The organism is Pantoea sp. EKM103V, assembly GCF_011800365.1.
Lineage (GTDB): Bacteria > Pseudomonadota > Gammaproteobacteria > Enterobacterales > Enterobacteriaceae > Pantoea > Pantoea anthophila.
In genome coordinates this window covers 158,065-181,495 of the sequence record NZ_JAALFQ010000001.1, presented here as the reverse complement: position 1 = coordinate 181,495, position 23,431 = coordinate 158,065, and the positions used below count along the sequence as shown (strand labels likewise).

General features: G+C 56.6%; 27 protein-coding genes, 1 other RNA gene and 1 other annotated feature. Of the genes, 13 read left to right on the top strand and 15 right to left on the bottom strand.

Annotated elements, in window-relative coordinates:
- Nucleotides 1-59: 59 nt before the first annotated feature.
- The gene (locus HFD97_RS00910) at nucleotides 60-935 is read right to left on the bottom strand and encodes a DUF6024 family protein (RefSeq protein ID WP_167431157.1); all 876 of its coding nucleotides are present in this window, start codon (nucleotides 933-935) and stop codon (nucleotides 60-62) included.
- 187 nt (nucleotides 936-1,122) lie between these two features.
- Here HFD97_RS00910 and HFD97_RS00905 point away from each other — a divergent pair, with 187 nt between their 5' ends.
- Complete coding sequence (locus tag HFD97_RS00905) at nucleotides 1,123-1,992, top strand: LysR substrate-binding domain-containing protein (RefSeq protein WP_009091634.1); 870 nt, start codon at nucleotides 1,123-1,125, stop codon at nucleotides 1,990-1,992.
- Nucleotides 1,993-2,268: 276 nt separating this feature from the next.
- On the opposite strand, the gene htpG is transcribed toward HFD97_RS00905, so the two are convergent.
- The 6 genes from htpG to HFD97_RS00875 form a co-directional block, all read right to left on the bottom strand.
- Nucleotides 2,269-4,143, bottom strand: a complete 1,875-nt coding sequence (gene htpG / locus HFD97_RS00900; protein ID WP_033736390.1) for a molecular chaperone HtpG — start codon at nucleotides 4,141-4,143, stop codon at nucleotides 2,269-2,271.
- 97 nt (nucleotides 4,144-4,240) lie between these two features.
- Nucleotides 4,241-4,846 (bottom strand): recombination mediator RecR, encoded by a 606-nt coding sequence (gene recR / locus HFD97_RS00895; protein ID WP_046101370.1) that lies wholly within the window; start codon nucleotides 4,844-4,846, stop codon nucleotides 4,241-4,243.
- Nucleotides 4,846-5,178 (bottom strand): YbaB/EbfC family nucleoid-associated protein, encoded by a 333-nt coding sequence (locus HFD97_RS00890; protein WP_009091641.1) that lies wholly within the window; start codon nucleotides 5,176-5,178, stop codon nucleotides 4,846-4,848. Before HFD97_RS00890 ends, recR begins: the two co-directional genes overlap by 1 nt.
- A 55-nt stretch (nucleotides 5,179-5,233) precedes the next feature.
- On the bottom strand, nucleotides 5,234-7,297 hold the full coding sequence (gene dnaX, locus HFD97_RS00885; RefSeq protein WP_167431158.1) for a DNA polymerase III subunit gamma/tau: 2,064 nt from the start codon (nucleotides 7,295-7,297) through the stop codon (nucleotides 5,234-5,236).
- Nucleotides 5,831-5,892, bottom strand: a sequence feature (DnaX frameshifting element). (Overlaps the previous gene by 62 nt.)
- A gap of 157 nt (nucleotides 7,298-7,454) precedes the next feature.
- Nucleotides 7,455-8,006 (bottom strand): adenine phosphoribosyltransferase, encoded by a 552-nt coding sequence (gene apt, locus HFD97_RS00880; protein WP_009091646.1) that lies wholly within the window; start codon nucleotides 8,004-8,006, stop codon nucleotides 7,455-7,457.
- Nucleotides 8,007-8,150: 144 nt separating this feature from the next.
- Nucleotides 8,151-8,540, bottom strand: a complete 390-nt coding sequence (locus HFD97_RS00875) for a DUF454 family protein (protein ID WP_009091649.1) — start codon at nucleotides 8,538-8,540, stop codon at nucleotides 8,151-8,153.
- 57 nt (nucleotides 8,541-8,597) lie between these two features.
- On the opposite strand from HFD97_RS00875, the gene priC reads away from it, so the two are divergent.
- The 3 genes from priC to rsmS are packed head-to-tail and all read left to right on the top strand — an operon-like array spanning nucleotide 8,598 to nucleotide 9,583.
- Nucleotides 8,598-9,119 carry a primosomal replication protein PriC gene (gene priC, locus HFD97_RS00870; protein WP_167431159.1) on the top strand — a complete coding sequence of 174 codons (522 nt, stop codon included), beginning with the start codon at nucleotides 8,598-8,600 and terminating at the stop codon, nucleotides 9,117-9,119.
- A gap of 57 nt (nucleotides 9,120-9,176) precedes the next feature.
- Nucleotides 9,177-9,422 carry a GlsB/YeaQ/YmgE family stress response membrane protein gene (locus HFD97_RS00865; RefSeq protein WP_046101367.1) on the top strand — a complete coding sequence of 82 codons (246 nt, stop codon included), beginning with the start codon at nucleotides 9,177-9,179 and terminating at the stop codon, nucleotides 9,420-9,422.
- Between the two features lie 8 nt (nucleotides 9,423-9,430).
- The gene (rsmS, locus tag HFD97_RS00860; protein WP_009091656.1) at nucleotides 9,431-9,583 is read left to right on the top strand and encodes a pleiotropic regulatory protein RsmS; all 153 of its coding nucleotides are present in this window, start codon (nucleotides 9,431-9,433) and stop codon (nucleotides 9,581-9,583) included.
- On the opposite strand, the gene acrR is transcribed toward rsmS, so the two are convergent.
- Nucleotides 9,580-10,218, bottom strand: coding sequence for a multidrug efflux transporter transcriptional repressor AcrR (gene acrR / locus HFD97_RS00855; RefSeq protein WP_009091658.1), 639 nt, complete (start codon nucleotides 10,216-10,218; stop codon nucleotides 9,580-9,582). The two genes, rsmS and acrR, sit on opposite strands and share 4 nt — an antisense overlap.
- 142 nt (nucleotides 10,219-10,360) lie before the next feature.
- Between acrR and HFD97_RS00850 the strand changes: the two genes are divergently transcribed.
- The 4 genes from HFD97_RS00850 to ykgO all read left to right on the top strand — a co-directional run bounded on the left by HFD97_RS00850 (nucleotide 10,361) and on the right by ykgO (nucleotide 15,288).
- Complete coding sequence (locus HFD97_RS00850; protein WP_009091659.1) at nucleotides 10,361-11,554, top strand: efflux RND transporter periplasmic adaptor subunit; 1,194 nt, start codon at nucleotides 10,361-10,363, stop codon at nucleotides 11,552-11,554.
- Between the two features lie 16 nt (nucleotides 11,555-11,570).
- Nucleotides 11,571-14,726, top strand: a complete 3,156-nt coding sequence (locus HFD97_RS00845) for an efflux RND transporter permease subunit (RefSeq protein WP_150029368.1) — start codon at nucleotides 11,571-11,573, stop codon at nucleotides 14,724-14,726.
- A gap of 155 nt (nucleotides 14,727-14,881) precedes the next feature.
- A complete protein-coding gene (locus HFD97_RS00840) occupies nucleotides 14,882-15,136 on the top strand; it encodes a type B 50S ribosomal protein L31 (RefSeq protein ID WP_009091662.1) in 255 nt (84 codons plus the stop codon).
- 11 nt (nucleotides 15,137-15,147) lie between these two features.
- On the top strand, nucleotides 15,148-15,288 hold the full coding sequence (gene ykgO, locus HFD97_RS00835) for a type B 50S ribosomal protein L36 (protein WP_009091664.1): 141 nt from the start codon (nucleotides 15,148-15,150) through the stop codon (nucleotides 15,286-15,288).
- Nucleotides 15,289-15,330: 42 nt separating this feature from the next.
- Here ykgO and HFD97_RS00830 read toward each other — a convergent pair whose 3' ends face one another.
- The 3 genes from HFD97_RS00830 to HFD97_RS00820 are packed head-to-tail and all read right to left on the bottom strand — an operon-like array spanning nucleotide 15,331 to nucleotide 17,729.
- Nucleotides 15,331-16,209 carry a metal ABC transporter substrate-binding protein gene (locus HFD97_RS00830; RefSeq protein ID WP_009091665.1) on the bottom strand — a complete coding sequence of 293 codons (879 nt, stop codon included), beginning with the start codon at nucleotides 16,207-16,209 and terminating at the stop codon, nucleotides 15,331-15,333.
- Nucleotides 16,210-16,224: 15 nt separating this feature from the next.
- On the bottom strand, nucleotides 16,225-17,064 hold the full coding sequence (locus tag HFD97_RS00825) for a metal ABC transporter permease (RefSeq protein WP_009091667.1): 840 nt from the start codon (nucleotides 17,062-17,064) through the stop codon (nucleotides 16,225-16,227).
- On the bottom strand, nucleotides 17,061-17,729 hold the full coding sequence (locus HFD97_RS00820; RefSeq protein WP_167431160.1) for a metal ABC transporter ATP-binding protein: 669 nt from the start codon (nucleotides 17,727-17,729) through the stop codon (nucleotides 17,061-17,063). Before HFD97_RS00820 ends, HFD97_RS00825 begins: the two co-directional genes overlap by 4 nt.
- 339 nt (nucleotides 17,730-18,068) lie before the next feature.
- Between HFD97_RS00820 and HFD97_RS00815 the strand changes: the two genes are divergently transcribed.
- The 3 genes from HFD97_RS00815 (at nucleotide 18,069) to HFD97_RS00805 (ending at nucleotide 19,187) form a co-directional block, all read left to right on the top strand.
- The gene (locus HFD97_RS00815; protein ID WP_150029366.1) at nucleotides 18,069-18,422 is read left to right on the top strand and encodes a hypothetical protein; all 354 of its coding nucleotides are present in this window, start codon (nucleotides 18,069-18,071) and stop codon (nucleotides 18,420-18,422) included.
- A gap of 147 nt (nucleotides 18,423-18,569) precedes the next feature.
- Nucleotides 18,570-18,947, top strand: a complete 378-nt coding sequence (gene tomB / locus HFD97_RS00810) for an Hha toxicity modulator TomB (RefSeq protein ID WP_046101364.1) — start codon at nucleotides 18,570-18,572, stop codon at nucleotides 18,945-18,947.
- A gap of 24 nt (nucleotides 18,948-18,971) precedes the next feature.
- The gene (locus tag HFD97_RS00805; RefSeq protein WP_003850458.1) at nucleotides 18,972-19,187 is read left to right on the top strand and encodes an HHA domain-containing protein; all 216 of its coding nucleotides are present in this window, start codon (nucleotides 18,972-18,974) and stop codon (nucleotides 19,185-19,187) included.
- Nucleotides 19,188-19,326: 139 nt separating this feature from the next.
- Here HFD97_RS00805 and ffs read toward each other — a convergent pair.
- Nucleotides 19,327-19,423, bottom strand: an RNA gene (ffs, locus tag HFD97_RS00800) — signal recognition particle sRNA small type.
- 175 nt (nucleotides 19,424-19,598) lie between these two features.
- Here ffs and HFD97_RS00795 point away from each other — a divergent pair.
- Nucleotides 19,599-19,916, top strand: coding sequence for an MGMT family protein (locus HFD97_RS00795; protein ID WP_111207332.1), 318 nt, complete (start codon nucleotides 19,599-19,601; stop codon nucleotides 19,914-19,916).
- 33 nt (nucleotides 19,917-19,949) lie between these two features.
- On the opposite strand, the gene HFD97_RS00790 is transcribed toward HFD97_RS00795, so the two are convergent.
- Nucleotides 19,950-20,507 carry a YbaY family lipoprotein gene (locus HFD97_RS00790; protein ID WP_058956361.1) on the bottom strand — a complete coding sequence of 186 codons (558 nt, stop codon included), beginning with the start codon at nucleotides 20,505-20,507 and terminating at the stop codon, nucleotides 19,950-19,952.
- Nucleotides 20,508-20,697: 190 nt separating this feature from the next.
- Between HFD97_RS00790 and tesB the strand changes: the two genes are divergently transcribed.
- The gene (gene tesB, locus HFD97_RS00785; protein ID WP_009091678.1) at nucleotides 20,698-21,561 is read left to right on the top strand and encodes an acyl-CoA thioesterase II; all 864 of its coding nucleotides are present in this window, start codon (nucleotides 20,698-20,700) and stop codon (nucleotides 21,559-21,561) included.
- Nucleotides 21,562-21,610: 49 nt separating this feature from the next.
- Here the strand turns inward: tesB and amtB are convergent, their stop codons facing one another.
- The gene (amtB, locus tag HFD97_RS00780; protein WP_009091680.1) at nucleotides 21,611-22,897 is read right to left on the bottom strand and encodes an ammonium transporter AmtB; all 1,287 of its coding nucleotides are present in this window, start codon (nucleotides 22,895-22,897) and stop codon (nucleotides 21,611-21,613) included.
- Between the two features lie 34 nt (nucleotides 22,898-22,931).
- Entirely contained in the window at nucleotides 22,932-23,270 is a 339-nt protein-coding gene (gene glnK, locus HFD97_RS00775; RefSeq protein ID WP_003850469.1) for a P-II family nitrogen regulator, read from the bottom strand.
- Nucleotides 23,271-23,431: the final 161 nt, after the last annotated feature.

Genomic DNA, 23,431 nt, shown 5'->3' with positions numbered 1-23,431 from the left:
CATTATGACCCGCTCATCACAAGGAAGGGCGCGGATCGCTCAGGGCTACTTTACTGGCTTTATGGCGCGAAACCAGACCCGGCTGGTCTGCCTGACGCTTTTTCAGATTTCATGCCGGTGCCGAGCAAATACTGCAGCCGGCGGCTCAGATAATGGGTCATATTCACGCTTTTTTTACCGCTGCCGCGCACGTTGGCATTCAGCTGCAGCCGCGCCTGCTGCGGCCACTTCACCACGTCATCGGCGTCCGACAGCCTGGCGAACAGCGGTGCCGGGAGCGTAAAGCTGGCAAAGGGAAGACCGGGCTGATGGCTGGAGTTGAGCGACAGCGGCCCTGAAAGTGAAAGCGCATCGACGGTGGCGGCATTGTAAGGCCGCCACTGCGGATCGTTGAGGCGATGCAGCGCCTCGTCGATGGCGGGCAGCGCCAGCCCCTGTTCAAACAGACGCAGCTCACTGCGTACCAGGGTGCTGAAGTTGTGCGTTCTTAGCGCCACCAGCACCAGATCGCTGCAGATCTCCGCATGCCGATCCAGTCGGGTCACAAACAGACGGGCTTCGTCGATCAGTTTGTGATGCAGCACGCTGGCGAAGCTCTCGCTCGCTTCCGTCACGCCGTGGCGCTGGCACTCCCGCAGCGGGCGCACCCGGCCATCCGGTAAATCGACGTGCGGCACCAGCGTGATGTTACCGGCTATCAGGGGGATCGCGGGCAGAACGCTGAGTTCGGTAACCGGATAGTGTGAGGCGTAGCGGGTCTGATTGCGCGTCTGCTCCTGGCGCAGAAACAGCTGAGAGAGCAGCACCTGAGCCACATGCAGTGAGGGGGTAAAGAAGAGGTCAAACTGCTCAAGTTTATAATAACGTGACAGCGCCAGGCGCAACCGATGACGCGCCTCTTCAGACGTTTCAGAGGATAAAGGGCCGTTTGCCATGGCAGTCTCGCTTGAATAATAGTGTGGCGTGAACGCAGGTGAAGCCAGGCGGAATATCTGTGAAAAATCACAGATATAAGGATGAGTCAACCCGCCAGAATTTGTCCTGTAGAGTAGGCCAATGCGGCTGGACTTTAAAATGATATAAATTGACAATCCCTGTTAGATTTTTGCACAGGGGATAAGGATGAACGGACTGCCGCCACTGAGAGCGCTGCACTATTTCCACCAGGCAGCCTTGCACAGCAGCTTCAGCGTGGCGGCTGAACATCTGCACGTCACGCACAGTGCTATCAGCCATCAGATTCGCCAGCTGGAGAGCTGGATGGGCAAACCGCTGTTTGTCCGCACCAATGGCCGCGTAAAGCTGACGGCACATGGCGACCGTCTGCTGCTGAGCTGTCAGCAGGCATTCAGTGAATTACGCAGCAGCTGTGAAAATATCCGCACCGGTCTGCTTCAGCAGATTCGCATCTCCTGTGCCCCCAGTTTTTTATCGCAATGGCTGATCCCCCGCATCTCCAGCTTTTATCAGCGCTATCCGGAGATTGAGGTTCACTTTCAGCCGCTGGCTCAGGTTCCTCAACTGCGCAGCGAGCATGTGGATGTGCTGATCCTCAGCCATAGCGAGTCACCTGAACCCGATATTGACGCGATGCTGGTGAGCGAGGATGAGATCGGACCGCTCTGCGCCCCGCATTTCGCTTCACAGCTGCGGGTGGGCGAAGATTTATCGGCAATGCCGTTGCTGCATGCGGATACCCGTCTCCACGCCTGGTCAGAGTGGGCCTCAAAGGCAGGGGTCAGCGGCCGTTTCAGCAGCGGTAAGCACTTTGAGACGCTGACGCTGGCTATTCAGGCGGCACGCAGTGGTCTGGGCGTGCTGATGGCGCCGCGTCTGCTGGTTCGGCGGGAGCTGGAGGAGGGATCGCTGATCGCCCCACTCGGCTTTGTCCCGACCGATCGGGCAACATGGATGATGACGAAGCAGAGTCGCCGTGACGACAGCGAGATCACCCTGTTTCGGGACTGGCTGCGGGATGCCGCACAGCCATAAAAAAAGCCGGTGATGATCACCGGCTTGATGTTGTTGACTCTGCTCTGAACTGCCCTGCTGTCAGATCGAGCCCGCACAGGGAACACGGTCAGGCAGACGACACCAGAGCTAAAGCGATGGGAGCATACGCCAGGAGCAAAGCATAGCGGGCCATGGATGGCCCGCGCTGAGCCCGCCAGGGATGGCGGCGTTTGCGTCTTTGCGTAGGGCGTATGCTCCCTGAGCCAGCGCTGCACAATCCGCGTCAGGCCATTAAAATCGCCGCCCCGTTAACGTTTAAGCCGTCAGCAGCTGATTCATGCGACGGATAAACTGGTTTGGATCGTCCAGCGTGCCGCGCTCTGCCAGCAGTGCCTGATCCAGCAGCAGCTCAACCCACTCACCGAAGCGTGCTTCATCCTGAGTATCGGCAACACGTTTCACCAGCGGGTGATCCGGGTTAATTTCGAACAGGTATTTCACTTCCGGCACCTCTTGTCCGGCCGCGGCAAACAGCTTCGCCATCTGCGTGGTCATCTCGTTGGCGTCGGTCGTGACAATGGCGGGTGTGTCGGTCAGACGGTGAGTCAGACGTACTTCTTTCACGCGCTCACCCAGCAGATTTTTCACCCGCTCAACAAACGGCTCCAGCGCTTTTTCCGCCTCTTTCTGCTCTTCGGTCTCTTCATCGGCCAGCTTGCTCAGCGACTCGTCCGCTTTGCTCACTGACTGGAAGGTTTTCCCGTCAAACTCGGTGAGGTAGCTCATCATCCATTCGTCTATGCGATCGGAGAGCAGCAGCACCTCAATGCCTTTTTTGCGGAACAGCTCCAGATGCGGGCTGCTCTTGGCAGCGGCATAGCTGTCAGCAGTGATGTAGTAAATCTTCTCCTGACCTTCCACCATGCGGCTGACGTAATCTTCCAGCGAAACGGTCTGTGCCGCGCCGTCGCTCTGGGTGGTCGCGAAACGCAGCAGCTTCGCGATCGCTTCCTGATTCGCGTGATCTTCTGCCGGCCCCTCTTTCAGCACCAGACCGAACTCTTTCCAGAAGGTCTGATACTTCTCACTGTCATCTTTCGCCAGTTTTTCCAGCATCTGCAGGGTACGTTTGGTCAGCGCACCGCGCAGGCTCTGCGTGACGCGGCTGTCCTGCAGGATCTCACGGGAGACGTTCAGCGGCAGATCGCTGGAGTCAATCAGGCCACGTACAAAGCGCAGGTAGTTCGGCATAAACTGCTCAGCGTCATCCATGATAAAGACGCGCTGTACATAGAGTTTCAGGCCATGCTTCTGATCGCGGTTCCACATATCGAACGGCGCACGCGCCGGAATGTAGAGCAGGCTGGTATATTCCTGCTTACCTTCCACCCGGTTGTGGCTCCACGCGACCGGATCGCTGAAGTCGTGGGCAATGTGCTTGTAGAACTCGTTGTACTCTTCATCGCTGATATCAGATTTGTTGCGGGTCCAAAGCGCCTGGGCTTTGTTGATCTTCTCCCAGTGCGTCGTGTCGCTCTCTTCATCTTTGCTTTCGATCTCAACCGGCAGCGCGATGTGATCGGAGTACTTGCTGATGATGTTGCGAACGCGCCAGACATCCAGGAACTCATCTTCGCCTTCGCGCAGATGCAGGGTGATCTCGGTCCCGCGGTCGGCTTTCTCAATCTCCGCCAGGGTATATTCACCCTCGCCTGCTGACTCCCAGAAAACCCCTTCATCGGCTGAGGCGCCCGCGGCACGGGTGCGCACGGTCACTTTATCCGCCACGATAAAGGCGGAGTAGAAGCCCACACCAAACTGACCGATCAGCTGGCTGTCTTTCGCCTGGTCAGAACCCAGGGATTCAAGGAAAGATTTGGTGCCTGATTTGGCGATAGTCCCGAGGTTCTCAATCACCTCATCACGACGCATACCGATACCGTTGTCGCTCAGCGTCAGGGTACGGTTGTCCTTATCAACAGAGAGACGAACGTGCAGCTCGCCATCACCTTCATACAGGCTGGAATCTGACAGGGCGCGGAAGCGCAGTTTGTCTGCCGCATCCGAGGCGTTGGAGATCAGCTCACGCAGGAAAATCTCTTTGTTTGAATAGAGGGAATGGATCATCAGGTGCAGAAGTTGTTTTACTTCCGACTGAAAGCCACGGGTCTCTTGTCCTTTCATGGTCATTGCTACCTCAACAAAACAGGTTGAACAAACGTTGAGGTTGATGTGGGGATGACGGGGGGATTTTCAAGCCGGTGTCTGTCACAACACCGGCAAGTGATTAAAATTTAAACTTCTGGCGACCCGCCAGTGAATGGGAGAGCGTGGTGCCATCGACCATCTCCAGCTCACCGCCCACCGGCACGCCGTGCGCGATTCGGCTGGCGCTGACGCCATACTGGCCACAGAGCTCCGCGATATAGTTTGCGGTCGCCTCACCTTCCACCGTCGGGTTGGTGGCGAGGATCACTTCCTGCAGGGTTTCACTCTCCAGACGCTGCTCCAGACGATCCAGACCGATATCGGCCGGACCGATCCCGTCGAGCGGCGAGAGATGGCCCATCAGGACAAAGTAGCGACCGCCAAACTGGCCGGTCTGCTCAATGGCGTGGATATCCGCCGGGCTTTCCACCACGCAAATCTGACCGTTCTGCTGACGCCGTGGGTTGGCGCAGATCGTGCAGATTTCCTGCTCGGTGAAGGTGCGGCAATCGGCACAGTGACCAATTTCCGACATCGCCCGGGTCAGCGCCTGTGCCAGCCGCATGCCCCCGCTGCGATCGCGCTGCAGCAGCTGAAACGCCATGCGCTGAGCCGACTTTGGCCCCACGCCGGGCAGACAGCGCAGCGACTCCATCAATGATTCAAGCAGTGGGCTGGTTTGCATCAGAATGGCATCTTAAAGCCTGGCGGCAGCTGCATGCCTGAAGAGACAGAAGCCATCTTCTCTTTCTGGGTTTCGTCAATGCGACGTGCGGCGTCGTTGAACGCTGCGGCAACCAGATCTTCCAGCATGTCTTTATCATCTTCCAGCAGGCTGGGATCGATTTCCACGCGACGGCAGTTATGCGCGCCGTTAATGGTGACTTTTACCAGGCCAGCACCGGACTCACCGGTCACTTCAAGCGCGGCGATCTCTTCCTGAACTTTGGCCATTTTGTCCTGCATCTGCTGGGCCTGTTTCATCAGGTTGCCCAATCCGCCTTTACCACCAAACATAGTTTTCTCTCTCAGCTAAGGCTACAACGCTATCGTGACGATAGCAGCAGCGTGTTCAAACAGGTCGGATACTCTCCTCATCCAGATCGGCATCGAAAAATCGCTGTAGCGTCTGGATGTGGGTATCACAGGTGATAGACTGACGCGCCTGCGCCAGTTTCTCTTCGTAAATGGCCTGACGCCACTCCAGTGGCGTCAACACCGATGAATTATCGTCTTCAACTACCGAGAGTTCAACTCTCTGCCCGGCGTGCTGACTCAGCGCCTCGCTTAACACCTGCTGCGCCGACGCTGAATTAAGATGCCGCTGGCTGCTGCGCAGATGCAGGCAGACGCCGCTTTCGGTCACCTCTTTCCACGCGTTTAAGGCCAGCTGCTGTACCAGCTTCGGCAGCGGCAGGAGAGCGATTTCTGCGGCCCAGGGATCGCGCTGCTGCGCCTCTTCCGCCAGACGCGCCGCCAGCTCAGGGGTTTTCTCATGCTCCAGTGCAGAACGCAAGGCCTTTGGCGTCGCCACCGGCTCCGCCACTTCCTCCGTCTGATTTACCGCCTTCCAGCGGTACGCTTCCTCTTTTACAGGCGCGGCAGGCTCGCGATCGCGGATCCGCTGCTGACTGCGCTCGGTAACGGAAGCCAGCCGCTCCAGCGCGGAGTTGGCCGGCCGCGCACCTGGCGCCGCCGGCTCACTCTTTTTTGGTTTGTTCGCTCCCTGACGCAGCAACTGAGTGCGCGCCTGCAGGAGCTGGCTGGTGGAACTCGACAGCGGGCTGTCCGGTGCGACATCGGGCGGTGACGAACGCGGTGGCTCCGCGTCGGGTGCCGCCATCTGTGGCTGCGCGGCAACCGGCTCCGGCGTTGCGGCTGGCTGCAGCTGTGCCGTCTGCGGCGGTGTCGCAGCGGCCGGTGACGGCGTGGCCGGTTGTCGGGCGGCTGGTGCCGCTGATGTCGATCCCGCAGCCGATCGCTGTGCCGGGGCTACTGGTGACATCTGCTCGGTTAATGCGGGACGCGCAATGGGTTCCGCCACGGCGGCTTTCGGATGAAACGCCAGTGCACGCAGCAGCGTCATCTCCACCCCCATGCGGCGGTCGGGCGCAATCGGCAGATCCTTGCGCCCCATCAGCAGGGTCTGATAGTAGAGCTGCAGATCGGCGGGCGGCACCACCCGGGCCAGTTCCCGCAAACGAAGCGCGCTGCTCTCGTCATCATCGTTGAGTGAGGCGGGCAGCAGTTGCACCATCGCAATCTGATGCAGCAGGCGCAGCATTTCTACCAGCAGCGCCTCCCACTCGACGCCGCGAGACGCCGCCTGACTCAGCAGGTTCATCACCTGCTGACCGTCACCCTCGACCAGCGCCTCCAGCAGCCCCAGCGGCTGCTCATCATCCAGCGTGCCAAGCATGACGCTGACCGTGCTGCTGGTCACCGCCCCCTGCCCCATGGCAATGGCCTGGTCAGTGAGGCTCAGCGCATCGCGCATACTGCCATCGGCAGCCCGTGCCAGGAGTTGCAGCGCACGGGTTTCACTCTCAATCTGTTCCTGCTTCAGGACATGCTCAAGCTGCTGACGGATTTGATCGACATCCAGCGCCTTGAGGTGAAACTGCAGACAGCGCGAAAGGATGGTCACCGGCAGTTTCTGCGGATCGGTCGTGGCCAGTAAAAACTTAACGTGTGAAGGCGGCTCTTCCAGCGTCTTTAACAGCGCATTGAAGCTGTGACGTGACAGCATGTGCACTTCATCGATCAGATAGACTTTGAAGCGGCCACGCGCCGGGGCGTACTGCACGTTGTCGAGCAGATCGCGGGTGTCTTCAACTTTGGTGCGTGATGCGGCGTCAATCTCGATCAGATCGACAAAGCGGCCCTGCTCGATTTCCCGGCAGTTGTCACACTGACCACAGGGTGTCGCGGTGATACCGGTTTCGCAGTTAAGGCCTTTGGCCAGCAGACGCGCAATGGTGGTTTTCCCGACGCCGCGGGTGCCGGAGAAGAGATAAGCATGATGGATGCGTCCCAGAGACAATCCATTCGCCAGCGCGGTCAGAACATGTTCCTGACCGACAACATCAGCAAAAGCCTGGGGACGCCATTTTCGCGCAAGTACCTGATAGCTCATGTGGATTCGACGAAGTTGGATGGAAAGATGAGCGCAGACGCTCTGCAACCCCTGTATAAGATTGCAGTAGTCTATCAGCTACGCTTTTGCCTGGCACTCGTTATCTTGACGCCAGGGGCGTGACGGCCTCGCGTGGGAGCAAGGCCGGAAGAGTGGCTTAGTGGCCGGGGAATTTAACCAGGCTGTAGCTCTCAACGCCCAGGGCAGTCAGACGCGATTCACCGGTCAGGTCGAACAGATTAATGATGAACGCCGCGTCTTTCACTTCACCGCCTGCACGACGAATCAGTTTCACTGTCGCTTCGATCGTGCCGCCGGTCGCCAGCAGGTCATCGACCACCAGCACCACGTCGCCAGGCTGAATGGCATCTTTGTGCAGTTCCAGCTGATCGGTGCCGTACTCCAGCTCATAGGCTTCGCTGTAGGTTTCACGAGGCAGTTTGCCCGGCTTACGTACCGGTACAAAACCGACGCCGAGGCCCAGCGCCACCGGTGCGCCAAACAGGAAACCGCGCGCTTCCGTGCCGACCACTTTGGTGATGCCTTTATTACGGTAACGCTCAACCAGCAGCGCAATCGACGCGGCATAGGCTTTGGGATCTTCCAGCAGGCTGGTGACATCGCGGAACAGGATGCCTGGCTTAGGATAATCGGGGATGCTTTTGATGCTGTTTTTAATGAATTCAAGCTGCTGCGCAGTGTCGGTCATGATGATACGCCTGGTAAAAAATTCTGTTTCGCGCAGCTTCAAAAGCGCTAATACCTGGTAAAAGGCTCAGCGGAAGTTAATTCACAAAGGGAAGCCACGCACGAAGACGCCCAAATCTAAGCAAATGACCGGCTAATTGCAACTTTATCCGGGTGGTGGCGGTGCGTCCGCTGTTTCTGCCACCACCGGAATCCGCCACATAAACAGCAGCAGTGCGGCCAGCATGATCAGCAGCATGACGCGAACCCAGACCTGGTGCACCAGAAACAGGGAGAGGCTAAAGGTCGCCACGATCAGACAGATGGCACGCACTTTGGCACCCGGCGGCATGGCGCGATGCTGCTGCCAGTGGCGCAGATAGCGGCCAAAAGGCGATTTCCACAGCAGCCAGTGATGAAAGCGCGGCGATGAGCGGGCGAAACACCAGGCTGCCAGCAGCATGAATGGCGTGGTAGGTAATAAAGGTAATACAATGCCCAGCGTTCCCAGCACAATGGCCAGCCAGCCGAGGGTTAATAACAGAATGCGTTGCATAAATGCCGCCCAGCTCTTTCTTCATCTGCTTACGTTAGCACAGTTGAGCGTGCCGCGATGAGGGCGATCGCTATTCAGCAGCGATTGCAGCAGCTTATTCTCACCCTGCGTGAGACCCTGGCACGTCACCCGGACGGCGTCTGCCGCCTGCCACGTTTTGACAGCCAGCTGTTCCACACCAAAGGCACCCGGCTGGCGGATTATCTGCAGGAAGTGGAGCTGAATTTCGCCCGTCTGTGCGACAGCAGCCAGGATCTGTCTCGCAGCCGCTGGCTGGCGGAACGCCTGGTCGATCAGATTGCGGCTCTGCAACGTGAGGTGGGTACCCAGCAGTTGCGTCTGCGACGTGAACAGCCGGTGCAGGGACCCGCCCCGACAAAATATCAGGAGTACCGTGAATTTGAACGGCGTCTGCTGGCGATGATCGATCAGCGTGAGCAGCGTCTGGCCCTGGCGGAAACCCTGATGATTCAGCAGCAGCTGAAGCAGGAGCTGGAAACGTTAGAGGGTCGGCTGGCTCGCTGCCGTCAGGCGATTCACTCGGTGGAGTGGGCGGCCTCACTGCGCGGCAGCGAATAAAACGCAGCGCGACAAAAGCGCTTCTATACTGGGTGTGATTCTGCGCGGAGAAGAACAATGGGCTTATTCACCTGGCTGTTATGCGGGCTGCTGCTGGGGTTGCTGAAACGTCTGCTGCTGCCGGGACGCCCTGGCGGGCTGGTGGCCACCCTGACACTGTCGATGATCGGCGCCCTGATTGGCGGCTATATTGCGACGTACTTTGAACTGGGTTCACTGGCCACGGTGCACATCGGCGCGCTGGGGATGGCCATTGCAGGTGCGCTGCTGATGTTGCTGGTCGTGGCCCGATTACGTATATAGGAGAAGCGATGTCACTGGAAAATGCTCCTGACGACGTCAAACTGGCCGTCGATCTGATTCAGCTGCTGGAAGAGCATCAACTGCCGGTGGAGACGGTGCTCTCAGCGCTGGCCATGGTGCAGCGCGACTTCGAGAACAAACGCGACCGTCAGCCCGATTAATGGCGGGCGGTCAGCGTCGGGCTGAGGCACAGCATATCGATAAAGGCATTCACCAGCGTCGGTGCGTCGGCGGCTAAATCAAAGCTTTCTGGCGCGAACAGCCAGCTTTCCATCATGCCGTTGACATACCCACGCAGAATAATGGCGGCCTGCCGCGTGCTGAGCGTGCCCGGAAGCTGTTCCGCTTCAATACACTGACGCAGGACATCTTCGATTTTGTCATAGCACTCCAGCAACAGGCTCTGCTGCATACTCTTCATCGCCGACATTTCGCCAACAAATTCGCATTTGTGGAAAATGATCTCCATTAAGGCGCGGCGCTGAGGATCCTTTGCTGTCGCTTCAAAGATATAGACCAGCATTGCACGCAACACAGAGAGTGGATCACCAGGGTATTTTGTCTGATACTCAAGTTCCACATCATCCAGACCGGCATCACAACGAAGCCATATTTCATGTAAGAGATCGGCTTTATTTTTGAAGTGCCAGTAGATTGCCCCGCGCGTCACACTGGCAGCGGTTGCAATATCGGCCAGAGACGTGGCTGAGACGCCCTGCTGCGAAAACAGAACAAGGGCGGCATCAAGAATTTGATGCCGCGTTTCAAGTGCTTGCGCTTTGGTTTTTCGTGCCATAGGGGGCTTTTTTTACAAACGGGTAAGTTTACATACATTTGTGAATGTATGTACCATAGCACGACCTGCGACTTGACACAGCAATGGGTTTTTCAGTTTGTGATCCATTGACCAATTGATATCGGACACTAGAGGTTTATTTATGAATAAAATCAGAGGATTATCGCCTCTGGCGGCCGTCCTGATGCTATCAGGCAGCTTTTTGTTAACAGGATGTGACAATAATAAATCCGAACAAGCCGCCCAGCAACCGCCAGAAGTGGGTGTCGTGACCCTGAAAACTGAACCCCTGAAAATTTCGACTGAACTTCCAGGCCGTACCTCAGCCTATCGCGTGGCTGAAGTGCGTCCGCAGGTTTCCGGTATCATTCTCAAGCGTAACTTTATTGAAGGCAGTGATATCAAAGCCGGTCAGTCTCTCTATCAGATCGACCCGGCCACCTATCAGGCTGCTTATGACAGCGCGAAAGGCGATTTAACCCAGGCACAGGCCAACGCCCGTATCGCTCAGCTGACCGTTAAGCGTTACAAGCCACTGCTCGGCACGAAATATATCAGTCAGCAGGATTACGACACGGCGGTTGCCACGGCTGCGCAGAATGACGCAGCGGTCCAGGTGGCAAAAGCTAACGTGGAAACGGCCCGCATTAATCTGGCCTACACCAAAGTCACCTCCCCTATCAGCGGCCGCATCGGCAAATCGTCAGTCACCGAGGGTGCGCTGGTTCAAAGCGCCCAGACCACCGCGCTGGCGACCGTGCAACAGCTTGACCCGATGTATGTCGATGTGACCCAGTCGAGCGAAGATTTCATGCGCTTACGTTCAGAGCTGGAGTCAGGTCAGCTGAAGCAGACCGATGGCAAAGCCAGCGTGACCCTGCTGATGCAGAACGGCAACACTTTTGCGCAGAAGGGAACACTGGAGTTCTCTGACGTCACCGTCGATGAGACCACCGGCTCCATCACCCTGCGTGCCATTGTCCCGAACCCGGACCATACCCTGTTACCGGGCATGTTTGTGCGCGCGCGTCTGGAGGAAGGGACCAATCCGAATGCGTTGCTGGTTCCACAGCAGGCGGTCACCCGCACGCCAACAGGCCAGGCGACGGTCATGGTGGTCGGCGCAGACAACAAAGTTGAATCGCGTCAGGTCACGACCTCACAGGCGATTGGCGACAAATGGTTAGTCACCGACGGCGTTAAAGCGGGTGAACGTGTGATCAGCACAGGTCTGCAGCGAGCCAAGCCGGGCGCACAGGTTACCCCACAAGAAGTCTCAGACGATGCGAAAGCGGCACCCGATTCTAAGCCGCAGTCTGACAAGTCATCGTCATAACAGGAGCCGTTGATTCATGGCTAAGTTCTTTATCGATCGCCCCATCTTTGCGTGGGTGCTCGCCATCATCATCATGCTGGCCGGTGCGCTGTCGATTCTCAAACTCCCGATCGAGCAATATCCCAATGTTGCGCCGCCGGCGATTGAGATTCAGGCCTCTTACCCTGGTGCGGATGCGAAAACGCTGCAGGACACGGTGACCCAGGTCATTGAGCAGAATATGAACGGTATCGATGGACTGATGTATATGTCCTCGAGCAGTGACTCATCCGGTACCCTGACCCTGACCATCTCCTTTGAGTCAGGCACGGATGCAGACATCGCGCAGGTTCAGGTGCAGAACAAACTGCAGCTGGCGATGCCACTGCTGCCGCAGGAAGTTCAGCAACAGGGGATTCAGGTTAAAAAATCCTCCAGCAGCTTCCTGATGGTCGCCGGCTTCATCAGCGACGATGACAATATGACTCAGAATGATATTTCTGATTATATTTCCTCGACCATTAAAGATCCGCTGAGCCGTACCAAAGGTGTCGGTGATACCCAGGTGTTTGGTGCGCAGTATGCGATGCGTATCTGGATGGACCCGCACAAGCTCAATAACTACAACCTGACGCCGGTTGACGTGATCAGCGCGCTGAACACGCAGAACGCCCAGGTTGCCGCCGGTCAGTTAGGCGGGACACCGCCGGTGCCGGGACAGCAGCTTAACGCCTCTATCATTGCGCAGACCCGCCTGACCTCGACCGATGAGTTCGGCAAAATCCTGCTGAAAGTGAATGAGGATGGTTCACAGGTTCGCCTGCGTGACGTGGCAAAAATCGAACTCGGTGCAGAAAACTACGAGATCATTGCCCGTTATAACGGCCGGCCCGCGTCCGGTATCGGTATCAAACTGGCAACCGGCGCCAACGCCCTGGATACCGCGAATGCGGTGAAAGCGGAACTGGCGAAGATGCAGTCTACCTTCCCGGCCGGAATGAAAGTGGTTTATCCGTATGACACCACCCCATTCGTTAAGATCTCTATTTTCGAAGTGGTGAAAACGCTGGCTGAAGCCATCGTGCTGGTGTTCCTGGTCATGTACCTGTTCCTGCAGAACTTCCGCGCGACGCTGATTCCGACTATCGCCGTGCCGGTGGTGTTGCTCGGCACCTTCGCCATCATCAGCATTTTTGGCTACTCGATAAACACCCTGACGCTGTTCGGGATGGTGCTGGCTATCGGCCTGCTGGTGGATGACGCCATCGTGGTAGTGGAGAACGTTGAGCGCGTAATGCAGGAAGAGGGCTTGCCGCCAAAAGAGGCGACCAGGCGTTCTATGGAGCAGATTCAGGGTGCGCTGGTCGGTATCGCGCTGGTGCTGGCCGCGGTATTTATCCCGATGGCGTTCTTTGGTGGTTCGACCGGTGTGATTTACCGCCAGTTCTCGATCACCATTGTGTCAGCCATGGCACTGTCGGTGCTGGTTGCCCTGATTCTGACCCCGGCACTCTGCGCCACCATACTTAAGCCGGTGAAAAAAGACGGTCACGGTAAAACGACCGGCTTCTTCGGCTGGTTTAACCGGATGTTCGACAAAAGTACCAATCACTATGTCGACAGCGTTGGCCACATCATTCGCAGCACCGGCCGTTATATGGTGATCTACCTGGTCATCGTGGTCGGCATGGCGTATCTGTTCATGCGTCTGCCCTCTTCATTCCTGCCGGAAGAGGACCAGGGATTACTGCTGGCTCAGGCGCAGCTGCCTGCGGGCGCTACGCAGGAACGTACCCAGAAAGTGCTGGATCAGGTCACCGACTACTTCCTGACGCAGGAGAAAGACACGGTTAAATCGGTGTTTACCGTTAACGGCTTCGGTTTTGCCGGTCGCGGACAGAACACCGGTATTGCTTTCGTCAGCCTCAAGCCGTGGGATGAGCGAACCAGCAGCGACATGAAGGTACCGGCGATTGCCGGGCGTGCGATGAAGGCGCTGGGTGCCATCAAAGATGCGATGGTCATCCCCTTCAACCTGCCAGCCATTATCGAACTGGGTAACGCCACCGGCTTCGACTTTGAGCTGATTGACCAGGCCAACCTGGGCCACGAAAAACTGACCGAAGCGCGTAATCAGCTGTTCGGCATGATTGCCCAGCATCCTGACACCCTGGTGGGTGTGCGTCCTAACGGTCTCGAAGATACGCCGCAGTACAAGCTGATCATCGATCAGGAAAAAGCACAGGCGCTGGGCGTATCGTTAAGCGATATCAACACCACGCTCGCGGCCTCCTGGGGTGGCTCCTACGTCAATGACTTCATCGACCGTGGTCGCGTGAAGAAAGTTTACGTCATGGGTAAAGCGGACTCCCGTATGCTGCCGGACGATATCGGCAAATGGTACGTGCGCAACAGCAACGGAACGATGGTGCCTTTCTCCGCCTTCTCGACGGCGAAGTGGCAGTATGGTTCACCGCGTCTTGAGCGTTACAACGGTCTGCCTGCGATGGAAATCCTGGGTCAGGCTGCGCCAGGTAAGAGCTCCGGTGCGGCCATGGATCTGATGGAGCAGCTGGCGGAGAAACTGCCTGCGGGTATCGGCTATGACTGGACGGGCATGTCTTACCAGGAACGTCTGTCGGGTAACCAGGCGCCTGCGCTCTATGCCATCTCGCTGATTGTGGTCTTCCTGTGTCTCGCCGCCCTGTATGAGAGCTGGTCGATTCCGTTCGCGGTTATGCTGGTGGTTCCGCTGGGGGTTATCGGTGCGCTGATCTTCACCACCCTGCGTGGCCTGAGTAACGACGTCTACTTTGTGGTGGGGTTACTGACAACCATTGGCCTCTCGGCGAAGAACGCCATCCTTATCGTCGAATTTGCTAAAGATTTGATGGATAAAGAGGGCAAAGGCCTGGTGGAATCGTCGCTGGAAGCCTGTCGTATGCGTCTGCGTCCGATCCTGATGACGTCACTGGCGTTTATTCTCGGGGTACTGCCGCTGGCGATCAGTACCGGTGCCGGTTCCGGTTCGCAGAACGCTGTAGGTACCGGCGTTATCGGCGGCATGGTTACCGCGACCGCGCTGGCTATCTTCTTTGTTCCGGTGTTCTTCGTGGTGGTTCGCCGCCGCTTCAGTAAGCACAAAGAGGAACCGCGCAGCGCTGAGCCGGTTGAGCACAACCAGACTCACTAAGCAGTAACACCTCTGAGGCCGCGCAAGCGGCCTTTTTTTTACCCTTCAGTTTCGCCCTCCTCTTCCCCTCGCCTTTCTGCCATCAGCAGACGTTGCATTCCGTTCCGCAGCGGCGCATAATATTGTTATATTATAACATTACATAGGTGTGCATTATGAAAGCTAATATCCATCCTCACTATCGCCCGGTGGTCTTCCATGACACCTCAGCTGACGTTTACTACAAGATCGGCTCAACCATTAAAACCGACCGCACCGTAGAGTTTGAAGGTGAAACGCTGCCCTACGTCACGCTGGATGTGTCGTCGGCTTCACACGTTTTCTACACCGGTAAACAGAAAGATTTCGCTAAAGAGGGCAGCACCGCGCGCTTTAACCAGCGCTTCGGGCGCTTCCTGGGTCGTAAATAGAGGAGAGGGTCATGCAGGTATTAAGCTCGCTGCGTTCCGCAAAAAATCGCCATCGGGATTGCAGGGTGGTTCGTCGCAAGGGGCGTATTTACGTCATCTGCAAAACGAATCCGCGCTTTAAAGCCGTACAGGGAAGAAAGAAGAAACGCTAGTGTGTGTCGTGATGACTGGCCGGGCTTGCCCGGCCTTTATGCTTACTGCATGCTCTTCAGCATGGCGTTCACGTTGTGCTTAAAGGCAGCCTGATAGGTCGGTGCCGGACCAGAAGCCGGAGACAACGCCTCCGGATAGAGCTCACCGCCCGGCTCCGCTCCCGTAGCGCTGGCGATCTGTTTAACCAGACGCGGATCGGTCTGGTTCTCAATGAAATAGCGGGTGATGTGCTGCTGTTTCAGCTGGGTGATCAGATCACCGACGTTGCTGGCACTCGCTTCTGCTTCGGTAGAGAACCCGACGGGCGCCAGGAACGTCACGCCATAGCGCTGGCCAAAGTAGCCAAAGGCATCATGGCTGGTCAGCACCTTCCGCTTCTCCACAGGAATTTTATCAAACGCCGTCTTTGCCCAGCTATCCAGCGCCTGTAACTGCTGAATGTAATTCTGTCCGCGCTGACGGATCGCCGCAGCATCCTCGGGGTCGGCTTTGACCAGCGCATTCATCACGTTGGTCGCATAGATCACGCCGTTCTGCATGCTGTTCCAGGCGTGCGGATCGGTGATGGTTTTGCCCTCCTCTTCCATGCTGCGCGTGGTGACACCCGCAGAGGCGACCACCGGCTGACCGTGATAACCGGAAGCGCTGACCAGGCGGTCCATCCACCCTTCCAGTCCCAGCCCGCTGACAAAGACCAGATCCGCTTTTGCCAGCGCCTGGCTGTCCTGCGGCGTCGGTTCAAACGTATGGGGATCGCCATCCGGCCCTACCAGACTTTTCACCTTCACATGATCACCTCCCACCTGGCTGACGATGTCTGCCAGCACGGTAAAGCTGGCGACAACGTCTACGGTTTTTGCCATCGCCAGCGGCGTGGCGAACAGCGCAGCGAGCGCCAGACTAACCGGTAATTTTTTCATAGATACCCCTTGAGATTAATGGCGGCGTAAAATTCCGCCGCACGGTCCTGTCAGAATCGAGAGAAAGAAGAGCATGGCGGCGCTCAGCACCACGGCGGGGCCGGCCGGCAGCGAAAAGTGCCAGGAAAGCATCAGGCCCGCCAGCGCAGAGAGGGTTGCCATGAAGATGGCGATGGCCAGCATCGCCGCAAGATGACGGCTCCAGAAACGGGCGCTGGCAGCGGGTAACATCATTAAACCCACCGACATCAGCGTGCCCAGCACCTGAAAGCCCGCGACCAGGTTCAGCACCACCAGCATTAAAAACAGGCCATGCACCAGCGGCGCGCTCCATTTCCCCTGCGCCCGCAGAAAGTCACCGTCAAAGGCATCGATGACCAGCGGGCGATAGATAACCGCCAGCATGATCAGCGTAAAGGCCGCGATGCCACCGACCAGCAACAGCGCCGCGTTGTCGACCGCCAGCAGTGAGCCAAACAGAACGTGCAGCAGATCCACGCTTGAGCCGCGCAATGAAACCAGCGTGACGCCCAGCGCCAGTGATCCAAGATAGAATCCGGCAAAGCTGGCATCCTCTTTCAATGGCGTGTAGCGACTGACTGCGCCAGAGAGCAGCGCGACCGCCAGCCCGGCAATCAGGCCGCCGATACCCATGGCCACCAGGGAGAGGCCGGAGATCAGATAGCCAATGGCCGCACCCGGCAGCACCGCATGGGATAAGGCGTCACCAATCAGGCTCATACGACGCAGCGAAAGGAACACACCGAGTGGCGTGGCACTGACGGCGAGCGCCAGGCAGGCCACCAGCGCTCGCCGCATAAAGCCAAATTCGATAAAAGGCTGAATCAGGGTCACGAGGCTCGACTCCGTGCCAGGACATCGGACCGGAAGGTATCGCTGAGATGATGTTCATCCATCGACAGGACGTTACTGAAGTAACGCGCCACCAGCGGGCGGTCATGCAGCACTACCAGCAGGGTGGTGCCTGCCTGCTGCTGCTGCTCCAGAATCGACATCAGCAGGGTAACCGTCTGGCTGTCTATGCCGTTAAAGGGTTCATCCAGCAGCCAGAGCGCGCTGCGCTGTAGCATCAGCCGGGCAAACAGGACGCGCTGAAGCTGCCCGCCCGAGAGGGTGGCCGGTTGCGCGTCCGCATAATCGCTCATCTGAACCGCCTCCAGCGCCTGCCCGATTTCACGCCGCAGTGACCGGTTAATGCCGCCAAACCAGCCGCAGCGTGGCCAGCACCCCATGGAGACCAGTTCGAAGACCGTCAGCGGAAAGCGGGTCTCAAGTTCGGTGCGCTGTGGCAGCCAGCCGATATCCCGGCGCGCCACCTGCAGTTCGCAGCGTCCGCTTACCGGCGGCAGTAAACCCGCAATGGTTTTCAGCAGGGTCGATTTCCCGCTGCCGTTTGCACCGACCAGTGCAGTCATGGAGCCTGCTGCGAGCTGACCCGTGATCGCCGGGGTGACCCCCTCTCCCTGGTAGCCTGCACGCAGTGCGTTAAATCGGATCATGCGCTGATCCCCCAATATATCGCGACAGCCAGCAGCGCGATGATCAGCAGGGCGACGCTCAGCCGTCCGCCCAGCGACATAAGTAATCCACTCTGACGCATCAGTTCACCAATATGTTATAACATAACAATAAGGATACCGGATGCAGCCTGCGGTTCAAGAGCGGAATGTGTTTCAAAAGGTATCGGGAATCCGGCCGCCCCGGGAGCGTTTAAGCCACACCCGCCGCACCGCTTTGCTGGCAAAACTCAGAAAATGGCAGTTTTGTGCTTTACTGGCTTGCAAACCTGTTGCGTAAAACCAATGATAGGTTTATTAACGGTTAGGAGTAGACAAGATATGCTGTCACGGATTGAATGTGATATTGCGATGGGTGAAACAGACTGCGCAAAAATAGCTGAAGTTGTTCAGCGGAATATTCTCAAAATATCAGATTTGCTGACAGGGGATTTACGCTGGTACGCTCAGAATGCGCAGTTAGTACCAGACAGTTTAAAAATAATTTCCGTTGAATACCTGGATCTGAATAGTTTTAAATTACTTTACGATTTTCAGTGGAATTTATTTAGTCCCTGTCAGGATCTGAATGAAACGGTGACCCAAACGGAGCGGGTAAACTTTTACATTAAGCCCGGCGCGCTTGAGTTTGATGTGATAGACAACCAGCAACCCTCTCCGGGTGATGAATTGTAATATTTAGTAATTGAGATGAGCAGAACTAATGGTTTTACACTATCTTTAACGTATCCCGTTTAATAACCACCTGAAAGATCGCTTCCTGGCCGCTTTATCCGAACTCGCCGCCCTGCGGCAACTGTGCAAGCTATGGAGGGGAAAAAGATGGACGAATACTCACCAAAACGGCATGATATTGCCCAGCTGAAATACCTGTGTGAGAGCCTGTTTGACGACAGCATGGCAACATTGACTGACAGCCATCATGGCTGGGTAAATGATCCCACTTCTGAAAGCAATCTGCACCTGAACGATCTGATTGAACATATCGCTTCGTTCACCATGAATTACAAAATTAAACACGTTGAAGATGAAGCGCTGATTTCGCAAATCGATGAATATCTTGATGATACTTTTATGTTATTCAGTAACTACGGTATCAATAATCCTGATCTTCAGCGGTGGCAACGTTCAGCAAAACGCTTATTTAATCTGTTCACTGAAGAGTGCGCTTTTCTCCAGCAACCGAGCCATTCATTATAGTACAGACGTGAGAACGCTTTATTTATGAACAAAACACTGACAAAAACTGATTATTTGATGCGACTGCGTCGCTGTCGCTCCCTGGATACCCTGGAGCGGGTGATCGAAAAGAATAAGTATGAATTACCGGAAGATGAATTAGCGGTATTCTATTCGGCAGCTGACCATCGTCTGGCCGAGCTGACGATGAATAAGCTTTACGATAAAGTACCGGGTTCGGTCTGGAAGTTTGTCCGCTAATCTGCTCACCTGCATCTGACGGCATTGTCCCCACATTAAGTACCGGATATTCCTGCCTGCCGGCAAAGGATCGGCCCAGGCGGGTTTTGCCTGTCTGTCAGACTGGGGAAGAAGTTCAGGGGGGGGAAAGTGGTGGGGGCCCTGCCAGCTACATCCCGGCACACGCATCACCTGCTACGGCTGCTTCCTTCCGGATCTGACCGAGTTCACAAGCTAGCATTGCGGGAGAACCAACAGGGCCCCCATTGACAAGCCCTCTTTACGAGAGCGGGGGCATTATCTGGGAAGGGGCTGGCAATTGCAAGCGTCGTCGGGACAACCGTTGTTTTCTTGAACAACCGCCGCGTTGATGCTTTCACCATCGCCTCTGCATGATAAAGTTAACCCTCTTTTTCCTGACGAAATAAGCACATGAATCAGCCTGACACTTTCCAGCAACGCATCTGGCAAATTGTTGCCGCGATTCCATCCGGGTGTGTCACGACCTATGGCGATGTGGCACGACTGGCCGGTTCGCCGCGTGCGGCACGTCAGGTCGGCGGTGTGCTGAGCCGGTTACCCGAGGGAACCACCCTCCCCTGGCATCGTGTCGTCAATCGTCACGGCATGATTTCGCTTCAGGGCGACCAGCTGATACGACAGCGGGATGCACTGGAAGCAGAAGGGATTGTGGTGAGTGATGCCGGTGAGCTGGATCTTGAAACGTATCGCTGGCGATTTGATGGCTGAAAAACGGGGCGGCTCTGCCGCCCCGTTTGCACATTACAGACGGGTGGGTGCAGGCACCGCCGCAGAAGGCGTGACCTGAGTCGGTGATGTCGAAGGCACGGTGGTCGCTGCGCCTGGCTGGGTTGGCATCGCCATTGAAGGCACCGGTACCAGCAGCAGTTCAGCTTTGGTGCCGCCCTGATTGATGACCGGTTTTACGCTGTCAGTGACAAAGGCCAGCTTGCCGTCGATCGCGATGGCGGCGCTTAACAGAATGCGTGCATTTGGCTGGATGTCAGCCGGGTTAAACGGCAGCACAAACTGGAACGGCGCCTGTTTGCCTTCCGTCCGCACCACGCGTTGTGACAGCACTTTTGACGGGGCGTCGGCAACAGACGCATCCGACAGCGTCACGGTTAACACCGCATCCGGCGGCAGCGCGATGCGCTGGCGAATAAAGACTGAACCGCTGACGTTAGGCTGCGCAATCGCCGCCGTCTGTCCGGCTACCGCAGAACCCAACGTTGGTGTTGGCACAGGTTTACTCTTGTCGGCACAGCCCGCAACAGCAACCGCCATAACTACCCCACTGAACACATGCCACAGTTTCATTGATGTCGTCTCCATTTGATCAAAATGATTGTCGGCAGCGAATCCTGCTTACAGCGTTTCACTCGCCGTATGTCCTTAATGTTGGCACAAAAATGAAATTTTGCCTGGCACAGGCAAAGCGGAAAGTCTGATTGACGTCAACTGGTCCGATCTTTCACACTGAGCAGGTCACTATATTGAGGAACGCGCCATGAGTCAGGCACTGCAAAATCTGCTGAATTTATTAAATCTGGAAAAACTGGAAGAAGGTTTATATCGCGGCCAGAGTGAAGATCTTGGCCTGCGCCAGGTGTTTGGCGGTCAGGTGGTGGGTCAGGCGCTCTATGCCGCAAAGCAAACCGTCGCGACCGATCGGACGATTCACTCCTTTCACAGCTACTTTCTGCGGCCCGGCGACAGCCAGAAAGCGATTATCTACGACGTCGAAACCCTGCGTGACGGCAAAAGTTTCAGCGCCCGCCGGGTCAGTGCCATACAGAATGGTCAGCCCATTTTTTATATGACCGCCTCATTCCAGTCACCGGAAAGTGGCTTTGAGCATCAGAATGTGATGCCACAGGTGGCAGGACCGGAAAATCTGGTCACGGAACAGGCGATGGCGCAGAAGATGGCGCACATGCTGCCGGAAAAACTGCGGGAGATATTTATCGCGGAACGTCCGCTGGAGATCCGCCCGGTGCAGATTCACAATCCGCTGCGCGGGCATGTGGACAAGCCTGAGCGCCAGGTCTGGATCCGGGCCAACGGTCCGCTGCCTGACGATCTGCGCATCCATCAGTATCTGCTCGGCTATGCGTCGGATCTCAATTTCCTGCCGGTTGCGCTGCAGCCACACGGCAAAGGCTTTTTAGAGGCGGATATGCAGGTCGCCACGATCGATCACTCGATGTGGTTCCATCGTCCGTTCGACTTCAGCGAGTGGCTGCTCTACAGCGTGGTAAGTACTTCAGCGTCAGGTGCCAGGGGGTTCGTACGGGGTGAGTTCTACAATCAGCAGGGGGTGCTGGTCGCCTCTACGGTGCAGGAAGGGGTGATGCGCCAGCGAAGCGAATAAAAAAAGGGGCGATAGCTCGCCCCTTTTTCACTGCTTATACTCTCACGCATTACTGGTTGTAAGCGTTCTCGCCGTGGCTGTTAACATCCAGACCTTCGCGTTCGTGCTCTTCCGGTACGCGCAGACCGACAATCAGATCGGCCAGTTTAAAGCCGATGAAGGCCACCACGCCAGACCAGACGATTGTGACGCCGACGCTGAAGAGCTGAACCCAGACCTGATGGCCCATGGTCACACCCTGCGCATATCCGACGCCGCCCAGTGAAGAGGAGGCAAACACGCCCGTCAGGATACAGCCAACAATGCCGCAGACGCCGTGCACACCAAACACATCGCAGGGGTCGTCCACACGCAGCCATTTCTTCAGAGAGGTCACACCCCACAGACCCGCCAGTCCGCCAACCAGTCCGATAATCAGTGCACCGCCGACGCCAACATAACCACAGGCTGGGGTAATCGCGACCAGTCCGGCGATAAAGCCTGAACAGGCGCCCAGCAGAGAAGGCTTACCGCGCACCGCCCATTCACCAAAGGTCCATGAGAGTACGGCACCCGCCGTTGCCACAACGGTGTTCAGGAACGCCAGTGCGGCAATTTCGTTTGCAGCTGAGGCAGAACCGGCGTTGAAGCCGAACCAGCCTACATAGAGGATCGCGGTGCCGGTGAAGACCATCGGCAGATTATGAGGTTTGAAAGCTTCTTTACCAAAGCCGGCACGTTTGCCAACCAGATACGCGCCCACCAGACCCGCTACCGCGGCGTTGATATGCACGACGGTACCGCCGGCAAAGTCCAGCGCGCCATCCTGCGCCAGGAAACCGCCTGCCCATACCATATGCGCGATAGGCAGGTAAGCCAGCGTCAGCCAGACACCGACGAAGATCAGTACGGCTGAGAAACGGATACGCTCTGCAATGGCACCCACAATCAGGCCCACGGTGATGCAGGCAAATGAGGCCTGGAATGCAACGTGGATATACTGATAGAAGCTGCCCATTACCGCGGTCAGCTGGATATTCTTCAGCATGGCCCAGCCAAATCCGCCAAAGAAGGCGTTACCTTCGCTGAACGCCAGTGAATAGCCGTAGACCATCCACAGGACGCACACCAGCGAGAAAGTGACGGCCACCTGCGTCAGCATCGACAGCACGTTCTTACCGCGAATCAGACCGCCGTAAAACAGCGCAATCCCTGGAATTGACATAAACAGCACCAGCGCGGTGCAAATCATCATAAATGCGTTGTCAGCCTTGTCCGCAACGGCAGGCGCAGCCATCGCGAGCGATGGTAACAGTGCCAGGCTGGTCAGGCCCAGCTTAGTCAGAACTTTATTCATTTTTATTCCATCCCATCACAATACTGAGTCGTAATTACAGAGCGGCTTCGTCGGTCTCGCCGGTACGAATACGAATGACGCGCTGCAGTTCAGCCACGAAAATTTTACCGTCGCCAATTTTTCCGGTGTAAGCCGCTTTACTGATGACATCCACAACTTCGTCCAGCTGATCGTCGGCAATAGCGATATCAATTTTGACTTTCGGCAGGAAGTTCACGCTGTACTCTGCGCCCCGATAGAGCTCGGCGTGCCCCTTCTGGCGGCCAAACCCTTTCACTTCGGAGACGGTCAGTCCCTGAATGCCGATAGAGGACAAAGCTTCACGCACATCCTCCAGCTTGAATGGCTTAATTACGACGGTAACCAGCTTCATTGGATCCCCTCCAGCGAGTAAATAGGTAACGTTTACGGACACACAGGGAGATAAGCAAAGGCTGTGCCAGTTAGTAAAAGCGGTGATAATCAGTGGGTCAGGCGGGATGGAGCAAGGAGAGGCTCTGCAGTGGCTCTGAAAAGGGGGAAAAGGAGAAAGCC